Genomic DNA, 19,450 nt, shown 5'->3' on the forward strand with positions numbered 1-19,450 from the left:
GCGGGGATACCGGGGGCCGAATCCTCGGGCGGGCGGAAAGCATCGCTTGACAGGTTCGCATTTTTCTCGAAGTCTCGCGGAAACCGTCCCGGTTCACAAGACGCATGAAAAGACGATTGAACTTCGGAATGCTGCTCGGCGGCAGCGCAGGTTTGGCGCTGATCGTCGTGGCGATGGCGCTTTCCGGCTGTCGTCAAGTGCGGCCTGACAGCAGCAGCAACCACAGCTTTCGTCCGCTGTTCGATGGCCACTCTTTAACCGGCTGGGTCATGGATAATCCGGAAGAACCCAGTTACGGCGTCACCAATGGTTCGATCTACTGCCGGCCCGGCGGCAAGGGAAAATTGTTCACCGAAAAGGAATACGAGAATTTCATTCTGCGCTTTGAGTTCAAACTCGATTCAGGAGCGAACAATGGGATTGGGATTCGGGCGCCGTTGCGCGGGCACACCGCAACGCTGGGGATGGAAATTCAGATTCTCGACGAGACGGCGGCGAAAGAGGGTCGGTGGGGTCAGTTGCGACCCGAGCAATATCACGGCTCGATTTACGACGTCGCGGCGGCGGAAAAAGGCGCGTTGAAACCGGTCGGGGAATGGAACAGTGAGCAAATCACCGCCGACGGACGAAAAATCACCGTCATCGTCAATGGCATCACAATTCTGGATGTGAACCTGAACGAGATTGACGATCCGGCCAAAATCGCGCGACACCCCGGATTGTTTCGTGAGTGCGGGCACATTGGCTTGCTCGGCCATGGCGATTACGTGGAGTTTCGTAACTTTCAGATTCAGGAACTGCCGCGAAAAACGGAGCGCAAGGATTTCGTGTCACTGTTTAATGGCCAGGATCTCACCGGGTGGAAGGGTTCGGTTGGCGCTCCGCCCAAACGCGCGGCGTTGTCGCCGGCGGATTTGGCCGCCGTGCAAACGCGAGCCAACGAACAGGCGCGAGCCAATTGGAAGGTGGAGGCGGGCGCGTTGGTCTATCGCGGCACCAATACGGATAATTTATCCACCGATAAAGATTACGTGAATTTCGAGTTGGTGGCCGATTGGAAAATTGAACCGGAAGGCAATAGCGGGGTGTATCTGCGCGGCACGCCCCAGGTGGAAATTTGTGATCCGTTTACGCACGCGGCGGGCGGCTCGGAGGGAGGTGGCAGCGGCGGATTGATCAATAATCGAACCAACGCCAACCAACCGCTGCTCCTGGCGGATAAACCCCTCGGCGAGTGGAATCGGTTTCGCATCATCATGGTGGCCGACAAAGTGCATGTGTTTTTGAACGACCAACTGGTGGTGAACGGAGCCACGCTGGAAAACGTCTGGCAACGCGATCTATCCGTGTTGCCGTTTGGCCCCATCGAATTGGAGGCGCGCCGGACGCCGGTCTGGTTCAAGAATCTCTACCTTCGGGAATTATCCCCGCCAAAGTCCTGGTCCGTGCTGGGTGCGCTTGGCGGAGCGGGGGCGGCGCAGTTACCGGGGGATGAGTAATTGCCCGCGGGACGATTTGCCCCATACTGACCTCATGCGAATTTTAGACCTGCAGCACATCGGTCAGGAGTTGGCCATCCGTTGGGAAAATGGTGAGGAAAGCTTCGTTACTTTGGAAAAATTGCGGCGCGGCTGCCCCTGCGCGGGTTGCCACGGCGAAAAAGACGTGCTGGGCAACGTCTATAAAAATCCCACGCGCGTGCTGCCACCAACAGCCTTTGAGCTGAAAGAGTTCACTCCCATTGGCGGATATGCGGTCAAATTTTTCTGGGCTGATGGTCACAGCAGCGGAATTTACGCCTTCGATTATTTGCATCGGCTGGTGGCGGGTTAGAGCCTGCCCTGCACTTTTGTCGGAGGGAAACGGACGGTTGCGGGCGGGATGTCGTTCTCGGGGAGCATACGCGCCCGCGCGTGTGGCCGACCGCGCCACGCGGTCGAGACTCTGGCGTGCCACCGCGCCGGCACGCGAGGCGCGTGCGCTCGCCGGGCGAAAGACCTGGGTAGCGGCGGTCTATGACCGTCGCACTTTATGCGCCGTGATGGAACTGAGGAAATGGCTTAGAGCGGATTAAATAAAGCCGTGGCCGCTTGATTTTTTCGTTTATAGCAGCGGGCTTCCCAACCTCAAGCCAAGCGTTGGGGTCAAACGGACAACCGCCCTGGGTTCGGGACAAGCACCGGCGCGACCGGTGATGTGGTCAACCGCCAGCTCGGTCCGGGGAAACATTGGCAGCGGAATAAAGTCCGAGGCGTTCCCGGAGCGCGGACGGTCTCCGTCCGCAGCGCGTGAACGGGAAGATCGGCTTTGCGATCAATCAACGCCTTTTAGTCTGGCGCAGCGCTGCGAGCGCGGGACCGCCCGCGCTCCGTTCCCAGCGCCAGCGGCGCGGCATACGTATGGAAACTCACCCGCAACAAATCACAAGCTCCATAGGAGCGGCAGGGGACTGCCGCAGTCCAAAACCTCGCGGACAGAGGCGCCATTCCCCATCCGAACCTCACCTTCATGGGGTTACACTCATTCGGTGCCATGGCGACAACTTCAATTAAACTGCTGCAGCCGCCGAGACACGGAAGCGCAGAGGATTGAGGATAGATCAAGCGCCCACAATTCAACGCTTTAGGGAGGCGATGATTTAACTACGAATGGACACCAATCAACACGAATACCCGTCCGATGGCCTTGATTTTATTGGGGTTCATTCGGGTGCATTCGTGGTTGATCTGAATGATTCAGCGTTTCCTTAGCCGGAACGATTCGATTGGAGTTTGGGTGGAACGGGCCACTGGCCCGTTCGGTCGGGCTACCAGCCCGACAGCCGAACGCCAAGCGTGCGAACCCAATGGGTGCGATCTCCGTGCGCTCGGCTGGACGGCAGGTTGCCGCCCAGAACGGCCAAGTTGGCCGTTCCACCTGGAGCAACTGCATCCTTCCGGCTTGGGTTGATGCGGTTCCAACGCAGGGCTTGAGTTTGCGGCGGTATAGACCGCCGCTACAACGCAAAAGAAACACCGGCCTGAAGTTCAGGCCGGTGTTTTGTCAAAACGTAGAAGCGATTGGCTTAATCGCGGAACGCGCCCGCCTGCTTCTCCTTGCGGATGTCGCCGGCGGATTTACCGCTATCCCACCAGGACCAATCATCAGTGACCTTTAGATTTGGGGTCGTCTTCAGATAGTCGGTTTGAGTCGGTTGGAAGTCTTCATCTTCCACCACCGTAGGCGTAATGAAGATGGTCAGGTTCTGACGATTGAGTTCCTTGCCATCCTTGCGAAACAGCAAACCCAATCCCGGAATATCACCCAACACCGGCACCTTGGTGCTCTCATTACGTTTTTCATCCTGGATCAATCCGCCCATCACCAGCGTGTTGCCGCTGGGGATCAGGACGGTGGTGTCCAGCTTGCGCGTGTAGAAAGAATCTACGTTGTTAATTACCCCGGCGACCTGGCTTTGGAAGGTTGGACCGAGGCGAAGCACCCCTTGGCTAACGTTCAACTCGATGAAGTTGTTGGCCGCAATGCGAGGCGTGACGTCCAAATTCACGGTTAAGTTCGAATAGCTGATCTCAGAACCGCCAGTGGTATTGGCCGTTCCCGCCGTGATGTTGACGATCGGGTATAAGAGACCCACATCAATGGTTGCCTTTTGGTTATCCAACGTCACCATGCGCGGCTCGGAAACCACTTTGGTATCGCCAGAACTGTTGAGGAACGAGAGCGCCGCCGAGACGCCGTCAGCGTTCAGGAAGGCTGCTGCCGGGTTGAAGCCGAAGCCACCCGCCGCGTCATTCATTAATATTCCCGGATTACCCAAGACCCCGCCCATAATGTCTGCGGTTGTAGGTTGATTATTCCCAGGGCCGTTCGGGACCGCAGGTACAGTTTGTAACGCGCTGTTACCAAACTGGACGTTCTGCGCTTTCAGCGTTCCGCTCCAATCAACGCCTTTGCTGGATTTCGGATTAAGCGTGGTTTCCAGAATCTTGGCTTCGATCAAAACCTGCTTGGTTTGGGTGTCCAGCCGGTCAATGAGCTTATGCACGGCTTCCATTTCTTTTTCGGTGGACGAGACGACCAATTGACTGGTGCGGATGTCCGCAATGACTTTGCTCCGCTTGTCCACAAACACGGTTTGCACCGAGGTCACGATGTTGCTGGGGGAAGCAAACTTGAGCTGCACAATCTCCGTGACCAGCGGCTCGGCAGCGGCCGGATCCTTGATGGTGACCCGGGAAATGCCCGTCTTGGTATCACTGACGAGCTGCAAGCCGTAGGTGGTAATGAGGGCGTTCAAGGCTTGTTCCGCCGTCAAGTTTTCCCAACGGATGGAAATGTTCGGTTGCGCCTTGATCTGGCCGCGTTCATCCGGTTGGCCGTAGCCCACCTTGGGGTCCATGATGTAATTGATTCCCGCCTGTCGGGCCAGATTGTCAATGGCCGTGATCAGCGGAACATCCTGGAATTGGATGAGGGGGATGACTGCCCCGCCGGTGGTGGCAACGTCCGCAAGCGCGGTGGTAGTGGTGGTTTCATCGGCGGCAGTTGCCGCGGGTTCGTTCTGGGCCAGAGCCACCGTGCAGGCGCTCAGCCCGATGAGGGTCATGAGGGCGAATTTCGCTTTCATTTGTTTTATTTGTTTGTTCTCTCCGTTGAGCTTCTACGTTTGTTTGGTACAGCCGCTCAACTCTCAATCCTGTTTAGCAGCAGCGATGCCACGCGCGGGTTTTCGTCAAAATCCCCGGGAAAACCGGGGAAAACCGGGGACAAAAAAAATTCTTGTCCACCTAGTGGACAAGAATGTTGCCAGCGTTTGGGCGCGATTACTTTTGCGGCGCGAGCCGCAATTCCCGACGTTCAGCACCAATCTGAATCAGAACCGTTCCCGCCGACATATTGATCTCGACGCAGGTAATTTTCGGTCGCCCGGTTTTGGTAATGACCTCGTTAACTTCACCGGTGGTGAACGTGGTCGTATTGATGATCGCGAGCGGTTGCTCAGGCGTTCCGGAAATGCCTTTCAACGTCAGGTCGGCTTCAACTTTTGGCGCCTCAGGGGCTTGGATGACGTTCACGGTGTACACGCGCGTCGAGTTGGGAAAGAAGGGATCCCGACCTTCCGACGGTTGCTTGGGAATGACAAAGGTCGAGGTCGTGGGTGCGGGCGCTTTGTCCTCGTCGGCGGCGGCAGATTTTGGTGCCGCCTGCGTGGTGGATAGAGTTTTGGCGCGAACTTGCAATACCTCATTGGTTTCCGCCGCTGACAGCGTTGAGGTACCACAATACGCGACGAGCCAACCCAGGAAGCCAACCGAAACTGTTTTAAGTGAAATGAGTCTCATAATGACGGGGCAATCAGCTTTTACCTGGAGCTTTCGTGGGTTTAACCAAGGTGATGATGTCCATTTTGAAGGCGAGTTTGTCGCGCTCACTGGCGACCGAAGCGGGACTCAAATCCAGCGAAAGATTTGAGATACGCATGAGTGGATGCTCATTTTCAAAGTCGGCAACGAATTGACCCAGATCGTGGTAATAAGCCGTTCCCACCACGGAGAGTTGAGCCTGTTGATACGGAAACCTGGGAATGAGATTCACATTCTCCGGCTGGCTGATGGGGCTGATTTGCGGAATTTCCACTTTGTAGTTGCGTTGGAATTTACGCAGAAAGCTTTGCACCCAGGAATACAGGTCCCCGGTGGCCATGCCGCTTTCCAACTCCGTCAGGCGGTCTGAGGTTTCGTTGAACACGGTTTCGACCTGATCGCTGCGCTTGATGGTTTTTTGCATTTCTTCCAATTTTCCCTCCGCCGCGACCTTGTTCTGCTTCAAGGTGGCCAACTGCTGGTTGCCGCCCAGGATCAGGTAATTACCCAAACCGGCGAGCACGGCGAGCGTGATCACAACCGTGATGATCAGGTGCTGTTTCTTTTCTTTCGAGAGTTTGTTGAATTTCATCGGGTGACCTCGGGATAACGACATTCCAGACTGAAAGTGACAACGGACCGACCGGTGTCCGGCGAAATCTGCGGCGAGGAAGAATTCTTCCAGGCGATGCCGTTGGCTCGATCCAGCGACGTTTTGAAGTACGGAGATTGCGCAATGACATCCTTCAACCGCAGCACCTGTTCCCCGGGATTCGACGAGCTGTCCGTCCCATCCAACGCCAACAGGGTGCGCTCGGTGACCGTGGCCGGCTTGCCGGGAAACGTTTTGTCGCCATCCTTGCGCGGCTTGGTTTCCGCGGTGAATTGATACGACTGGTTGATTCTCAACCGCGTCAATTGCACGTCTTCCACCGTGGCATGCTGTAACGCATCCATGAGGTTGCCGTTCAGAAACCGATTCGTGGTCAGCGTGTGCAGCGCCGCGAGCTTGGAATTCATGTCGCCAATTTGCTTCTGCATGTCCACGACATGCGTGAAATCATTCGTGCATTGCTTCATCTGCGCGGTGACGGCGGAAAGCTCGTTTTTGACAATGATGATTTTGAATTGAATAACGCTGGCCCAGGCGAGCACGAGCACGGTCAGCAGAACACCAATATAGGCCGTCCGCTTGACCGGGTCTTTCCGGCGCAGGTCCTCAAGGGCGTGAGCCTCAGCGAGTAGATTTAATCGAATAGGCATGGTCTTAAAATCAGGTTAAAGCGCGGCAATGGCAGCGCCGATGGCCACTGCCAACTGCGGAGCGACTTGCTCCAATTCCGAGGCTTGTTGCGGCGGCAGATCCAATTTGAGAAAACTGGCGGGATTCCAGGTGTGCGTCTCGATGGACAGTTCCTGTTGCAGCGCTTGCACCATGAATTCGGAACGGGTGGTGCCACCGGACAAATAGGCCGCCGATACGGGGCGATCTTGTTGGTGCTCGAAGAAGTCAATCGAAGCGCGCAACTCGCGGCCCAGGGGCAGCAGAACCGTCTCCAGCGCGGCCTGCACCTCCTGCGGCATGCCGACTTTGATGCCCTCCGCTTCCGCATAGCTGATCTCCAACGATTCAGCCACCGCATGGGTCAGCCGATCGCCGCCCAGATTCACCACGCGACTCAAGATCAATTCGCCTTGTTGCAGCAGACAAATGGAGGAGGAGCGGAAGCCAATATCAATCACCGCCACCACTTCATTGATGAAGGCATCGGGCATGGCCATTTCAAAGGCATTAACCGGGCCTACCAATCCAGGAACGATATGTTCGGCCACCAAGCCCGCGCTTTTGGCGCCTTCGGTGTACTCGTTGATCATCTCCTGTTTGCTGCCGGCGGCCAGCACTCGCTGTTTGGGCAGGGGTGCTCCAGAGCAAGCCGGTTCACCGGCCAAAGACGGCAGCAAATGACAATCGAAGGCGTGATTCAGCAATTCCTGCTGCAGATAGTTGCGTGAATTGTGTTTCAGCATCATGCGCATGTCGTCCAGCGGCATGCGGGGAATTTCGATGTGGCGGACAATGGCGTCATTGACCCCGGTGGTCAGGCTGACCTGTTTGGTTTTGGCCTCCAGCGCCTGGCTGACCGCCTTAAGGTGCTCACCCAGCATGTCTGCCGACATGGCCTTGTCGAAGATCGGAGCATCCAGAAGCGCGTAACGAGACAAATTGAATCCTTCACCGCGACGGTGCAAATGAACGGCCTTCGTGGTGCGGCTGCCAAGATCAATCGCGAGGACTTGTTCCGGCCGCTTCCGTCGCGGACCTGTGAACAACGTGGACAAAACCGTGTGCATTATTCTCTTTCTTTTGATTCGCGCTGCCCTTCACCCGAGCGCATCAGCGGGATTCGCCCGTGAACAGCATTTCACCGCGTATGAATAGCAAGACATTTGCCAGCCACCCGGGGCGGTTACTAGCCGCGCCCCGGAGTCGGCGTTTTACCGGAAAAATGGACGCAAACATGGGGAAACATTTTGATGAGCAACGGCTTGGCGGCGGCAGGATTTGCGAAAACCGTGACACGGGGTGTCTTGAAATGATTGGTCGGCCGGAAAGAATTAACTTTCGCTGTGATAAACCACGAGGGGCAGTTTGCCGTCAAGACCACTCATTTGAAACCCGCGCATCAATACGTACAGAGCGCTCTTGGCGGATTCGAACTGTTCCGGACTGCAGACGGCGGAAAATTCCAGGATGCCGGCGGGAGTTGGAACAAAACCAATCTGTACTTTGCGAACCACCCGATCCACTTTGCAGAGCAGATCAAAGGCGGGGCCGGAGTTTTTCGCGGCGCTGAAGGTATGTTCATTCAGAATTACCGGATCCGCCCAACGGGAAGATATCCAGGTCCGATATGCCGCCGCCGAACCGGGCGCCGGGCTATCTTCAGTCGCTGCCAGAACACGAACCGATAAGAGCGCGGTGAAAGATTCATTAGCCAAGGTGATTTTTTCAGGATTCCTGAGGTCCGCGCGAAATTCTTCTGGTAATACGAACCTCATGTGTCGCTGATTAGCCGACATGAGAATACACCGGACCGATTCGGAAGCTGTACTCTGCTGGTCTTGAACGGTGGCGTCGAACTCCAGCGGGCGAAGTAATTCAGTTGAACTTGGACTGTTGGTCGTCTCCTTCGCTTCGGTTTGATCCGAAGCCAAAGCGCCGAGCTGGCAAGCCAGTGCTAGAATTACAGCACCCGGCGCAAATCTACGAAGCCTGGAATTACGACAGAACGGCAACATGATTCGAAAGACTCGGATAACGCTCACTCGATCAAGGCGTCGCATTGAAAGTAATATTATTCGGCGGCGGCGTAGCCCAGTTGAAGCGGATGGGAATCATGGCACAAGGCATACCCGGCGGCTGTTTGTTGGGGTCGAGAAAATTCAGGTCGTAACTGAACTGCCGCTTGGGCGCTACATAATAAGATCCCGTGCCAGGAGTAATGAATTTGCCAACTGCCTTTTTACTATTGAAGAGATTGATAATGGACGTATTCAGCCAAACCTGGCGAGAAGTAGTCCAGTTTTCCAACAAGCGTGGCAGGTTATGCACACCACCACTGAACGTAGCAGAGGTATTCCCGGTTGAGGGAACAATGCCGGTCAACAAGGCGGCATTTATCGTAATCGCCGAGGAGGGATTGGGACCGGTATCGCTTTCGGTATAACTCGTGCTATCCTTCCAGTTTCCAGAGAGGATGGTAAGCGCATCAGACATCAACGCGGCGGGAACGGTGGAGGTGGTATTGGTCGTGGCGGTGCGAGTGGTCCCATCTTTGGTAACATTGTAATTGTCCCAGACGTAGAGTGGATTGGGGGTGGCAACGCTCCAGCCGAGGTTGTTGTTCTTCGGCAATTCACTGCCATTCACCAACCGCACTCCCGTCAACTTCCCGGACGCTGCGGTCCGATTGTCCGCAACATACAGAACGGTAGGATACAAGCCAGCCACGGCGGGAAACTTGGATTGGACGACTGAATTGGTAGCAATCCATTTACCGTACTTGGCCACATCAATTTGGGTGGTAATAATCTCTTTGTTTTCCCGTTGGTCCTTAAATTTGTTGGTGATACTCAGGAACGGCAGGTTGGTGGCTAAAGACTCCGGAGTCGTGTTCGTATAGCTCAGAATAATAGGACTGGGATCCGCACCGGGCACCTGTTCGCTGACACTCTCTTGAAGCCGAAGCTCAACCACTGAATTACTCACGAGCAGGACTATTTGGGCCTTGTTGTATAAGCGTTCCTGCCCCTCTAGTGATGTAGGCAATTCGGTGGCGGGCGGCTGTTCAATCAACGCATAAGTATTGGTCATGTTAATGGGTAAGGTGACCGATTGGGTATTGGTTCGGTAGTTCGGGCTGCCTGTAAACTTAACATTGCCGCTACTGCTAGTCCACGGACCACTTCCGTTGTTTTTAGGATAACCAATAGCCGCAGCCGAGGTTACTGTATCGTTAAACTGCACCACTTGGCTGGATCCAAGATAAATGTTGGCGTTCGCGTGAACACGGCCATTGATGGTCATCGTTGCGGCGGTGCTGAATTCCAGGAGGCCGTTGTAAAAGATCGCGTAAGTGCTTAAAGGCACAAGCGCCAATAGCACATCCATTTGCGCGGTGCCAACCGACGATACCGCTCCGCTCTTGTTACGTGCATTGGCGATGAGCCGGTACACCGGAGCGCTGATTGTGCTTTTGCCGGTGTACTGGGAGGGCATGGCGCCTGAGTAGTTGCTTAACGCTTGAATATAAACCTGGTTGATATTGCTTCGAGCGTCAGAAAATTCAAAATTGCTCCAGAAGGCGTCTTCCGTCGGAACATTGGTTCGATACAGAGAAAGGTTGTTGGCAACGCCACCGGGTCCCAACGCCGTAAAATCATAGGCCATCCGCGCAAACACTTTTTCCAGTGCCGCTTCCGCAGCATTGTTGTTCACCATGAATTGATTACTGCGCGCGTTCAGATTGGCGACCGTGCTGGTGCGTTGCATGGTGGCCGCCAAAACAATCAACCCTACGGCGATGAGACTCATCACCATGAGCAGGGCAAATCCGGTATTACGACGTAGGAGGGGGATTAAACGTGTTTTCATGGTCCATCAGGAACGTGGGATGCAGCTTTTAGTTCAGTCTTGTAATAATCATATTTCAACCCAGGGCCAACCTGAGTTAACGGGTACTGAAATTGGGCAAATTCCAAAATGGTGCTAACGATGCCTTTATGCGTCAGATCGGTCATGTTGACGCCACGATAGTCCTCCACGCGAAAGGTCATGCTGTTGGGCGTGGCGTTGGTCAGATGAGAAGCCAGAAGCGTCGGCGTGCCCGAGTCCACCTGACGCCAAAGTTGGTAATTGGCCGTATCGTAATAGTAGTAAATGAAATTTGTGGCCGCCGTGGTGTAATTGAAAAAGCTTAACTTGAGAGCGGTCCCTTCCTGTGTTGTTCCATTCGGGATCGGCGTAAAAGTCGAACCTGATTTCGTCCCCACCCGCACCGTCTTCGCGGTTCGAATGTCCTCCAACATTTTGTTCAGACCTATTCGGGATTGATCACTCGCGCCCAATTTACTGAGCACCAATTGGTCATAGCGTTGCCCAAAAAGGTGAATCGAAATCAAGCCGATGGTGACCATGCTGAAGATGCTCATGCTGATCATCAACTCCGCCAGCGTGAACGCGTGACGGAAACGAATCGAACGGCTTGCGAAAGAAGTTCTCATTAGAGTTGGGGATCGCGGTTGTCCGGAGCGAAGTAAGTCGCGATGGTGTTGGTAAAATATTTAACGGCTTGACCCTTGGAAAAAGGCCAGACGGTGTCCACGCGCATGAATTGAACCCGCACCTTGTTCAACAGTACATCGTAGCGCTTGATCGTCACGTAATTAGTCGCTATGACAAAATTACTGCCGGAATACGGCAGGTCTAAAATATTGGTGGTGTAACCAGTAACGGTTGGAACCCCTCCGGAAGCGATTGGATGAACCGTGAAATTCATCAAAGCCAGGTTGGTGATCTCGTTGCGTTCGGCGCCTGAGGAAGCATCCCACACCGCCGAATGAGCGCGCTCAATTTCCCGCAAACCAACCGCCTGTGCGGCCAGCGAGTAACCGGACCATTCGGCGCGGCGCGCTCCTTGGATGTAGGCCGCCAGAATGCCCGCAAACACCAGTCCGGTGATGAAGATCGCGGTAACCACTTCAACCAAAGTAAAGCCGCCCGCAGTGGAGCGGCGCAATGGACGGAAGCTGCGAGAAGTTTTCTGATTACGGTATAACCTCATTGTACGCCTCTAAAGCATTTGGTATTTAGCAAACCCGATGCCAAGCGCGCAGCGGTCAAAATCCGCTGGCAGATCAAACTAAAATGGCGTGGCTGTCTCATTGTTGGAAATGGCTGTCTCATATTTTTCGACGCGGCGATTTTCCGGCGGTTGGGGACGTTTTGGGCAACTGCGGTGCCAGTTGGCGGGCGCGGCTGGCAATGATGTCCAACAACCCCTGCAACACCGGCGTTTTGCGGCCCTGCCAGAGCACGCCAAACGTCACCGGCTTGAAATCCGGCAGCGGCAATACTCGTACGCGTGGATAAAATTGCCGTTCCGGCAAATGCACCGACACGCCGATGCCGTAGCCGTGCGCCACGTATTCCTGCACCAGTTCGATGCTGCTAACCTCGATTCCCACCGGCCAATCCACTTTTCGTTTCGCCAGCCCCTCCTGAAACGCGGTCTGGATGAGTTCGTTGCTGGGCACGGTAATCAGGGAGTCCGTAATGCGATCCTGCCGCCACAGTTCCTCCGCCGTTTGTAGAGGACTGGACTCCGGGATCAACAACGCCAGGGGCAGATCGAACATCGGTTGCGCGTGAATACCCGGAGGCGGTTTTCCGCCCAGCAGACCCATCGCCAGATCAATCTCCTGATTTTCCAGCCAGGCCAGCACCTCTGGATGATATCCTTCCCGCAACGAGACCTTGAGTTTGGGAAAGGCCCGTTTCAGCTCCCGCAACATTTCCGGCAAAAATCCCCGCAACACCGTTTCCGAAGCCGCGATTCGCAAATGTTGGGAAACGCCGCCGCGCAACTTGTCCGCCATGAAGCCGAGGTTGGTGAAGAAAGGTTTGATGAAATCATATAGTTCCTCGCCCGCCGCCGTCAGCGCAAAGGGGCGTCGGTGAAACAGGGTCACGCCGAGAAACTCTTCGAGCTGGAGGATTTGACCGCTGACCGCCGGTTGCTGAATGCCGTAAGGCATGTGGCGCACGGCCGGGCTGATCCCGCCGTGTTTCGCCACGTAGTAAAACAATTCCAGATGGTGAACATTCATGATTTATCGTGTGGCTCGGACACTGCCTTCGTTGTTCGCGCGCACCGCCCGCGTTCGGGGCCAAACACAACAGCCGAGCGGCGGTTGCCGTCGGCTGTTGTTTGATGCGACCCGCTTCGTCAGTCCGCGGTTAACTCGAATGACCGTTGTTCAGCACCGCGAGCGAGGCTTCGCGCACGTCCAACCCGTTTCGGGCGGAGTGATCGCCGTTGCCATTGCCGCTTTTCCAATCCGTCAACAGCGAGGAGGCGTCCGTCAATTTCTTTTCCATGGCCTGCACTTTCTGCAGGTTGGCCGCGGCGCGGCGCCGCGCCTCGTCACGCTCCTTTTCCGTCTGCACCAGCCGTTGATTGAGCGGCTCCAGATCGCGCTGCAGCAGGGTGAATTGCGTTTCCCATTGTTGCTGCGCGGTTTTGTGCGCGGCCAACTGCGCGTTGATTTGAGCGAAAAATTCCTGCTCCTGCTTTTTGTGACGCGCTTGCGCCGCTTCTTCCTTCTGCTGCATTTCCAGGCGCAGTTGCAGTTCCAATTCCCGCAGGGCGCGTTGGTTGGCATCCGCCGACTCTTCTTCGCGGCGCCGCTGTAAATGTTGCTTCTGGCTTTGCAACTCGATTTCCCGCGCGGCAAATTCCGTGTACAACTGCTGTTCGCGCTGGCGCAGTTTGACCTCAAAGATTTCGTCCTTCTGACGAATCTCCTGTTGCAAACGGGCTTCCACGGCCCGGGCCTGGGCTTCCGCCTGGTGTTGCCATTCCTGTTCATGGCTGCGCAAATCCTCGGCCCACTTGTTTTGCAGCTCGATCTCCCGAGCCACACTCTTCGCCGTGAATTCCTTCTCCAACTGCTGCAACTTGCCGGTATAGGTCAACTGTTGCGCTTGCAATTCCTGCTTCAACCGCGTTTCCGCCTCCCGCGCTTGCGCGTCCAGTTGGCGCTCCAATTCCGCTTCCCGTTGACGGAGGGATTGCGCGGCCTGCGCCTGAAGCTGCTGCTCGCGCTGTTTGGCTTGAATCTGCGCCGCTTCCTCCCGCTGTTGCAATTCCTGCTTCCACCGAAGCTCAATCTCGCGACCACGCGCTTCCAGTTGTCGCTCGGATTCTTCCTCGCGATGGCGGAGCTGTTGTTCGACGCGAGCCTGTTCGCGCAACAGACGATCTTCGGCCTCGAGCAGAAGTTCCTGCTCCCGTTGCTTGAGGCGACGGTCCGCTTCTTCGTTCTGCTCGCGGAGCGCTTTGTCGAAATCCAGTTGTTGCCGTTCCAGCCGGAATTTTTCCTGCCGCAGGGATTTGGCGTGCTCGCGAGTCGCGTCTTCCTGGGCCTGGGCCAGCCGCAAGGTGAGCGATTCCGTTTGCTGTTGCAGTTGCCGATCCGCGGCCTCCCGATCTTCAAGGGCCTGTTTCAAGTCAAAGGAAGCTTTGGCGACGGTTTCCTGTGCCAACCGCTCCGTCTCGGCCGCCTGGCGTTTGGCTTGGACGATCTGGTTCTGGCAATCATCCATGACCGCCTGAATTTTTTGCTGTTGTTCCTGGAACAACGCGGCCCGCTCCCGCTCGTAGGTGTGGCGCTGCGTATCCAACTCCTGACGCAATTGATTGACCCGCTCCGTCCACGCGCCCTGGCGCGCCTGCACCTGGCGGTCAATTTCGGATTTTTGGAAATCCAGCAAGGCGTCTTTTTCGGCGGCGGCACGGTTCAGCGAATCCGCCAGACTGCCGAACTTGGCGACCCATTCGGCCTCCTTCAATTTCAACTGCTCTTCGTGCTCGGCCGCCTGCCATTTTAATTGCTCTTCATGTGCGGCCGTCGCGGCTTGCAACGCTTCGCGGGCGGCTTGTGCTTCAGCGGTCTTGTCGCTGAGCGCCTTCTGCCCTTCGCGTCGGGCCTCCAACAACGCCTGCTCGCGTCCGGCGATCTTTGTGGAAGCTTCCTTGATCAGGCGCTCGGCGCGCAAAATCTTATGCCGCCCGGCGCGAATGTAGAGCCGGTGCAGATTGCGAACGAGGAATCCATTCCGCCGTTCCGTCCGCCGGCTGGTTTTCGGCTCGGGTTTGAACACGGTCGAGAAACCGATTTCCACCATCAACGTCGGCAGAAACGCCACGATGAACGCGAACACGGGATAAACCCAGATGCGCACCATGCTGATCTGGTCGGTCAGAATGTCGCCGCGCTCCTTGGCCGAGGCGGTGATGGACATGGGCCGTTCACCGAACAGCAGGCCGCGCACAATTTCCACCGTGGTGGCAATACGATGCACCTGGGTGTGGCGGATCGCGTTTTCGCGCGCTTCGTAGTAACTCTCCGCCGTTTTCCGGGCGGCATCCAACTCCGCGCGCACGGTGTCAATCCGCTGCACCGCCGGCGTCAGCTCGGCGTCAATTTGCTTTTCCTCCGCCTTCCACTCCGTGGTCAAGGTCGTATAGGCCGCCATCAACTCGTCGCGACGGCGATCCGCCTCCTCGCGTTTGGCGCGCGAGCGTTGGTCAAAGTCCTTGCGCAACTGTTGCGCGTTATCGCCCACTTGCGCCACCCGATCGCGACGCTTGTTGTTCACCGCCAGCAACTCGGCTTCCTTGGCTTTGATCTGCTCATCCAGGTCGGCGAGCAACGTCGGCTTCATCAGCTTGTTGACTTCGCGCTCCGGCGCCACCCCGGGGTCCACCGGCTGCCGCATGACCTGGCGCATGAGGAAGCTGGCGCTTTCGTAAGCGAGCTTGTCTTTTTCGTAAGCTGTTTTCTTGTTGGTGTAATCCGCCAGCTTGGCCTTGTAGGCGTTCTCGATGCGCGCCTCTTCCTCGTTCCACTTCGTGGCGTTGGGCAACTCGGCCTCGCGCCGCGCGCGCAGGTCGGTGAGCGCCGCGGATAATTGGGTCGCGTCCGCGTTGTATTGTTTAGTGATGGCGGCCTGTCGGGCTTCTTCCTCGGCCAGTTCCTTTTTCTGATAATCCGTGAGGCTGATGGCATCTTGCCGGGATTCATCGTTGCGCTTCAGCGCTTCTTCCAGGTCGGCCTTCGCCTTGACCTTCTTCTCCGCCAGTTCCGTGAGTTTGGTTTCCCGGTCAATTTTCTTTTGCTCAATGGCCTTCAACTCGCCGTTCAAATGAACAATTTTGACTTCCTCGGTGGCGGCTTTTTCGAGCGCCTCGGCGGCGGGCTGCATGGCAATGCCCATTTCATACACCGCCATGTCTTTGACGAGCTGGAAGGTCAGCACGCAAATCAGCGGCAAACCCGCGAACAGCATGAATTTCTTTTGCAAACCGTCGCGTGAGGCGGTCCAGATCGCCAGCGGCAGTTTCAACAATTCCACCGCCAGGATCGTGGCGCCGATCGGCCCGATACCGAAGAAGGTGACGCCCATGCCTGGCGGCAAACACACCGCTTGCTGGTACTTCCAGCCGGTGGCGATAATCACGTACTCCACCACGGTCGCCATGACCAGCAGCGGAATTGTGAAATAGGAAATCCGTTTGGTTTTTAACAACTGCCACCAGGACAGTTTTTGCGCGGCGGTTGCTGGCGGCGCGTCAGATTCAGCGTTAGGAGAATTATTCATGGAGGTGATGTGAGCGCCCGGAAGGGCGCCAGGTTGATGCGACTTTGGTTACAACTCGTATTCGTTGGGGTTATGAGGACTCATTGAGTGACCTTGAAACGACGCGTGGACGACGCGCGGTTTCTCCGGGTCAACGCGGGGCAGGGTGCGGTTGGGAACAGGTCGTTCCAAACGTTGCCGGGCGCGCTGAATCGAAGCGGGACTTTGCAGCACCATCGCGTACTGCGGCAACCCCTGCATTTGTGGTCCCGGCAGCACGACTCGATTCACCAAATTGGCCTCCTTGTTAGCCATGCGGCGGACTGTGCAGCTTGCGTGCCGGGAGGTTCAGTTCACAATAAATCAACGGCGCGCCCCGGAGTTTTTCAGCAGCGCCAACGCAAGGAGCCTTAAAGCGTTCCAGCGGCTTGACAGCGTTTGCCGAATAATGAGGAATGCGGAAATTTTGTTCCGGGTTTTCCCCGGGTAACTCCCGGTGAACGGAAATTAAAACGTCGCCGGCGCGCGGCTGAAACCACCTTGCACACGAGCGCGCTTGTTGGGTCGGAGGACGCGCGGCCGCCGGAAGTTCAGGCTCCGCTTGCCGTAAAATGCGGTCGGTCGAGACTTCCAACCGGTTGCGGTTTCCCCGGAGAAATTCAAATTAAAAAATTGCGGTGGCGATTGGGTTGAAAAACAATTCGGACATGCAAGACCGGTGTTACCACGGGGGCGCATTCTTCGAGGCGATCGGCCCGCAATTCGACCGCTTGGAACGGCGTCATCGGGTCATCAATGCCGACGTCCTCGATGCGTGGTTTCCGCCCGCGCCGCGCGTGCTCGAAGCGCTGACCGCCGATCTGCCGTGGCTGTTGCGCACTTCCCCGCCCACGCATAATGAAGGCTTGATTCAAACCATCGCGCGGGTCCGCGGCGTACCCGAGGCAGTTCTCCTGGCCGGCGCCGGTTCATCCGACCTGATTTTTCTTGCCCTGCGCGAGTGGTTGCACCGCGATTCCCGTGTCCTGATTTTGGACCCGATGTATGGCGAGTACGCGCATCTGTTGGAGAAGATCGTGGCGTGCCATGTGGACCGGTTGGTTCTACGCCGCGCGATGGGATTCCAACTCGATCCGGATGAATTGGTGGCGGCGGCGAAACGCCATTACGATTTGATCATTCTGGTTGATCCCAACAGCCCGACGGGACGGCACGTGCCGCGCGCGGAATTGCTTCCGGCACTGCAACAGATTCCGGCGACGACGCGGATTTGGGTGGATGAAACTTACGTGGAATACGCCGGGCCGGGCCAATCCCTTGAAACTTTTGCCGCCACCAGCCCGAATGTCGTCGTCTGCAAATCCCTGTCCAAGGTCTATGCGTTGAGCGGGGCGCGCGCCGCTTATCTGTGCGGGCCCGCCGCTTTGATCGCGTCTTTGCGACCATTGAATCCGCCGTGGGCGGTGAGTCTGCCCGCCCAGGTCGCAGCGGTAGCCGCGTTGGAGGATTTGGCCTACTACGAAGCGCGTTGGCAAGAAACCCACCAGTTGCGCGCGCATTTGGCGCGGGATCTGGAATCGTTCGCTGGCTGGGAAATCATCCCCGGCATTGCCAATTTTCTGCTCTGTTTTCTTCCGCCCGACGGACCAACCGCCGCAGAGGTGGTGACGCGGTGTCGCCGGCAAAACCTCTTCCTTCGCGATGCGGGCGCGATGGGCCGGAGTCTGGGAAATCACGCGCTGCGTATTGCCGTCAAAGACGCCCAAACCAACGCGGCGATTGTGCGCGGATTGCAATTGGCGATCGGCGCGCCGATCCCACCTGAACCCGTCACACTGGTTTAATTTCAGATTGGCGATACGATGGGAAAAATATGAAGAACAAATCACACATCAATTTATGAAACCGATCGTGCGTAGCTTATCCGCAGCGGGATTGATTTTATTAACGGGTTGCCTGGTGACGTCCGTTTATCCCTTTTACACCGCCAAAGACCTTGCGTTTGATCCTGCGCTGCTGGGTCGTTGGACGCGGAATCGGGTGAGGGCGAGCCGGCATGGCAGTTTGAAAAAATCGCCACGCAGACTTACCGGCTCACCTTGAGCAATGCGAGCGGCACGAACGTCTTCGACACCCATCTGTTCACGCTTGGCGACGCGCGCTTCCTCGATTGTTTGTCGCGTGACCGCCCGCCGTTTCAGACGCCACAACATTTCATCTTTCGCGTCACCAATCCCGGCGCCGGACTGGAGTTGCACCCAATGAGCTATTCCTGGTTGGAAAAATTGTTGAAGACCAATCCCGCCGCGCTGCGCCATCTCATCGTGCCCAGCCGGGCTGGTGCCGGAGATAAAGACGAACAATTGATGCTCACCGCTGACACGGCGGAATTACAACAGTTCATTCGGCAACATCTGGCGACGACCAACGCCTGGGATCCACCCATCTGCCTGAAAAAACCGTGATGCGCTCGGTTGGCAAGCCGCTCCTGGCGCGAGACCCGCAGCATCAAAAGCGTTGCCAGAACGAAACCGGCCGGAGCAAGATGACCGCGTGCATTTCCGGGACAAGCTGATCTCGTGGGCGGATTTGCCGCAATGGCGGGAAGAGTTGCGGCAGCTCCGGCAAACCTTGGTGGTTACGAATGGTTGCTTTGATCTGTTGCACCTCGGGCACGTCACTTATCTGGAAAGCGCGCGCAACCTCGGGCACACCTTGTTGGTGGGTGTGAATGGCGACGCTTCGGTGCGCCAGCTCAAAGGTCCAAGCCGTCCGTTGCACGCGGAGACGGATCGTGCCTTGGTGCTGGCCGCGCTGGAAAGCGTCAGCGCCGTTTGCATTTTTCAGGAACCGGAGGCGACCCGTTTTCTCACCGTGGCGCAACCGGACGTTTATGTGAAAGGCGGCGATTACACGCTCGACACGTTGAACCAAGCCGAACGACGCGTGGTGGAAGCCGCGGGCGGACGGATTCAGGTGTTGCCCATCGTGCCGGGCAAATCCACGACGGCTTTGCTGGAAAAAATTTCCCGGTTGTGACGCGGAGCAACGGTCCTTTGGCGCAACGGGAGGAGCGCGGACGGTCCCCGTCCGCAGCACGCGACTGACGAGCAGCAACTCGATGAGCGTGAAGGCTATGTTGCTCTTGCATCGGGGGCGAAGT

At 56.6% G+C, this 19,450-nt stretch carries 17 protein-coding genes; 5 read left to right on the plus strand and 12 right to left on the minus strand.

Going from position 1 to position 19,450, the window contains the following annotated elements; genetic code table 11:
* Positions 1–104: 104 nt before the first annotated feature.
* Both M9920_06820 and M9920_06825 read left to right on the plus strand, forming a co-directional pair.
* Complete coding sequence (locus tag M9920_06820; GenBank protein MCO5051998.1) at positions 105–1,499, plus strand: DUF1080 domain-containing protein; 1,395 nt, start codon at positions 105–107, stop codon at positions 1,497–1,499.
* 34 nt (positions 1,500–1,533) lie between these two features.
* Positions 1,534–1,833: a DUF971 domain-containing protein gene (locus M9920_06825; protein ID MCO5051999.1), complete on the plus strand. Its 300-nt coding sequence runs from the start codon at positions 1,534–1,536 to the stop codon at positions 1,831–1,833.
* A gap of 1,231 nt (positions 1,834–3,064) precedes the next feature.
* Here M9920_06825 and M9920_06830 read toward each other — a convergent pair.
* The 12 genes from M9920_06830 to M9920_06885 all read right to left on the minus strand — a co-directional run bounded on the left by M9920_06830 (position 3,065) and on the right by M9920_06885 (position 16,602).
* Positions 3,065–4,627 carry a hypothetical protein gene (locus tag M9920_06830; protein MCO5052000.1) on the minus strand — a complete coding sequence of 521 codons (1,563 nt, stop codon included), beginning with the start codon at positions 4,625–4,627 and terminating at the stop codon, positions 3,065–3,067.
* Positions 4,628–4,823: 196 nt separating this feature from the next.
* Positions 4,824–5,342 (minus strand): hypothetical protein, encoded by a 519-nt coding sequence (locus M9920_06835; protein MCO5052001.1) that lies wholly within the window; start codon positions 5,340–5,342, stop codon positions 4,824–4,826.
* A gap of 13 nt (positions 5,343–5,355) precedes the next feature.
* Positions 5,356–5,955 (minus strand): hypothetical protein, encoded by a 600-nt coding sequence (locus tag M9920_06840; protein ID MCO5052002.1) that lies wholly within the window; start codon positions 5,953–5,955, stop codon positions 5,356–5,358.
* On the minus strand, positions 5,952–6,626 hold the full coding sequence (locus tag M9920_06845) for a hypothetical protein (protein ID MCO5052003.1): 675 nt from the start codon (positions 6,624–6,626) through the stop codon (positions 5,952–5,954). Before M9920_06845 ends, M9920_06840 begins: the two co-directional genes overlap by 4 nt.
* 15 nt (positions 6,627–6,641) lie before the next feature.
* Positions 6,642–7,715: a pilus assembly protein PilM gene (gene pilM, locus M9920_06850; protein MCO5052004.1), complete on the minus strand. Its 1,074-nt coding sequence runs from the start codon at positions 7,713–7,715 to the stop codon at positions 6,642–6,644.
* 264 nt (positions 7,716–7,979) lie between these two features.
* Positions 7,980–8,663 (minus strand): hypothetical protein, encoded by a 684-nt coding sequence (locus M9920_06855; GenBank protein ID MCO5052005.1) that lies wholly within the window; start codon positions 8,661–8,663, stop codon positions 7,980–7,982.
* A 31-nt stretch (positions 8,664–8,694) separates the two neighbouring features.
* Entirely contained in the window at positions 8,695–10,518 is a 1,824-nt protein-coding gene (locus tag M9920_06860; protein MCO5052006.1) for a hypothetical protein, read from the minus strand.
* Positions 10,515–11,147, minus strand: a complete 633-nt coding sequence (locus M9920_06865; GenBank protein MCO5052007.1) for a prepilin-type N-terminal cleavage/methylation domain-containing protein — start codon at positions 11,145–11,147, stop codon at positions 10,515–10,517. Before M9920_06865 ends, M9920_06860 begins: the two co-directional genes overlap by 4 nt.
* On the minus strand, positions 11,147–11,707 hold the full coding sequence (locus M9920_06870) for a prepilin-type N-terminal cleavage/methylation domain-containing protein (protein MCO5052008.1): 561 nt from the start codon (positions 11,705–11,707) through the stop codon (positions 11,147–11,149). Before M9920_06870 ends, M9920_06865 begins: the two co-directional genes overlap by 1 nt.
* Positions 11,708–11,825: 118 nt before the next feature.
* Positions 11,826–12,752: a LysR family transcriptional regulator gene (locus M9920_06875; protein MCO5052009.1), complete on the minus strand. Its 927-nt coding sequence runs from the start codon at positions 12,750–12,752 to the stop codon at positions 11,826–11,828.
* Positions 12,753–12,882: 130 nt separating this feature from the next.
* Entirely contained in the window at positions 12,883–16,308 is a 3,426-nt protein-coding gene (locus M9920_06880; GenBank protein MCO5052010.1) for a hypothetical protein, read from the minus strand.
* Positions 16,309–16,356: 48 nt separating this feature from the next.
* Positions 16,357–16,602, minus strand: coding sequence for a hypothetical protein (locus tag M9920_06885; GenBank protein ID MCO5052011.1), 246 nt, complete (start codon positions 16,600–16,602; stop codon positions 16,357–16,359).
* 392 nt (positions 16,603–16,994) lie between these two features.
* Between M9920_06885 and M9920_06890 the strand changes: the two genes are divergently transcribed.
* The 3 genes from M9920_06890 (at position 16,995) to M9920_06900 (ending at position 19,326) form a co-directional block, all read left to right on the plus strand.
* Positions 16,995–18,131 (plus strand): histidinol-phosphate aminotransferase family protein, encoded by a 1,137-nt coding sequence (locus tag M9920_06890; protein ID MCO5052012.1) that lies wholly within the window; start codon positions 16,995–16,997, stop codon positions 18,129–18,131.
* A gap of 180 nt (positions 18,132–18,311) precedes the next feature.
* Positions 18,312–18,752, plus strand: a complete 441-nt coding sequence (locus tag M9920_06895) for a hypothetical protein (GenBank protein MCO5052013.1) — start codon at positions 18,312–18,314, stop codon at positions 18,750–18,752.
* 88 nt (positions 18,753–18,840) lie between these two features.
* On the plus strand, positions 18,841–19,326 hold the full coding sequence (locus M9920_06900; protein MCO5052014.1) for an adenylyltransferase/cytidyltransferase family protein: 486 nt from the start codon (positions 18,841–18,843) through the stop codon (positions 19,324–19,326).
* The last annotated feature ends 124 nt before the right edge of the window (positions 19,327–19,450 follow it).

Source organism: Verrucomicrobiia bacterium (genome assembly GCA_023953615.1).
In the GTDB taxonomy this organism is placed as follows: Bacteria; Verrucomicrobiota; Verrucomicrobiia; order Limisphaerales; family JADLHS01; genus JADLHS01.

What these genes read in the sequence shown, in the direction of transcription:
- M9920_06820 (MCO5051998.1), top strand. Translation starts at nt 105, where the DNA reads ATGAAAAGACGATTGAACTTCGGAATGCTGCTCGGCGGCAGCGCAGGT.
- M9920_06825 (MCO5051999.1), top strand. Translation starts at nt 1,534, where the DNA reads ATGCGAATTTTAGACCTGCAGCACATCGGTCAGGAGTTGGCCATCCGT.
- M9920_06830 (MCO5052000.1), bottom strand. Translation starts at nt 4,627, where the DNA reads ATGAAAGCGAAATTCGCCCTCATGACCCTCATCGGGCTGAGCGCCTGC.
- M9920_06835 (MCO5052001.1), bottom strand. Translation starts at nt 5,342, where the DNA reads ATGAGACTCATTTCACTTAAAACAGTTTCGGTTGGCTTCCTGGGTTGG.
- M9920_06840 (MCO5052002.1), bottom strand. Translation starts at nt 5,955, where the DNA reads ATGAAATTCAACAAACTCTCGAAAGAAAAGAAACAGCACCTGATCATC.
- M9920_06845 (MCO5052003.1), bottom strand. Translation starts at nt 6,626, where the DNA reads ATGCCTATTCGATTAAATCTACTCGCTGAGGCTCACGCCCTTGAGGAC.
- pilM (MCO5052004.1), bottom strand. Translation starts at nt 7,715, where the DNA reads ATGCACACGGTTTTGTCCACGTTGTTCACAGGTCCGCGACGGAAGCGG.
- M9920_06855 (MCO5052005.1), bottom strand. Translation starts at nt 8,663, where the DNA reads ATGTTGCCGTTCTGTCGTAATTCCAGGCTTCGTAGATTTGCGCCGGGT.
- M9920_06860 (MCO5052006.1), bottom strand. Translation starts at nt 10,518, where the DNA reads ATGAAAACACGTTTAATCCCCCTCCTACGTCGTAATACCGGATTTGCC.
- M9920_06865 (MCO5052007.1), bottom strand. Translation starts at nt 11,147, where the DNA reads ATGAGAACTTCTTTCGCAAGCCGTTCGATTCGTTTCCGTCACGCGTTC.
- M9920_06870 (MCO5052008.1), bottom strand. Translation starts at nt 11,707, where the DNA reads ATGAGGTTATACCGTAATCAGAAAACTTCTCGCAGCTTCCGTCCATTG.
- M9920_06875 (MCO5052009.1), bottom strand. Translation starts at nt 12,752, where the DNA reads ATGAATGTTCACCATCTGGAATTGTTTTACTACGTGGCGAAACACGGC.
- M9920_06880 (MCO5052010.1), bottom strand. Translation starts at nt 16,308, where the DNA reads ATGAATAATTCTCCTAACGCTGAATCTGACGCGCCGCCAGCAACCGCC.
- M9920_06885 (MCO5052011.1), bottom strand. Translation starts at nt 16,602, where the DNA reads ATGGCTAACAAGGAGGCCAATTTGGTGAATCGAGTCGTGCTGCCGGGA.
- M9920_06890 (MCO5052012.1), top strand. Translation starts at nt 16,995, where the DNA reads ATGCAAGACCGGTGTTACCACGGGGGCGCATTCTTCGAGGCGATCGGC.